Below are 236 nucleotides of genomic sequence, written 5' to 3'. Positions count from 1 at the left end.
TTCTACGCTATTGATGCCAATGGTCAGATCACGTTGACCGAAGCCGGTGCGGCCAGTGGTGCCAATGATTTTGAGAGCGGCGCCAACAGCACCGATTACCAGATTGTGGCGACCGATGCGGCGGGGAATGTCAGTGATGCTGTGAGTGTGACACTCGGCGTAACCGATGTGGATGACACCGCGCCAGTGGTCACAGCCGATCAAAGTTTCACCTATGCCGAGAACCAGGCTGCTGA

General features: G+C 56.4%; 1 protein-coding gene. It reads left to right on the top strand.

Features of this window, described 5'->3' with window-relative positions:
- Nucleotides 1-236, top strand: a 236-nt coding sequence (locus ACY2RR_RS24755) for a hypothetical protein (RefSeq protein ID WP_490110859.1), incomplete at both ends; no start/stop codon positions are given.

The organism is Parendozoicomonas sp. 2304DJ65-17 (genome assembly GCF_058148445.1).
The sequence above is the reverse complement of the archived record's forward strand: the minus strand, read 5'-3'. Positions and strand labels throughout refer to the sequence as shown.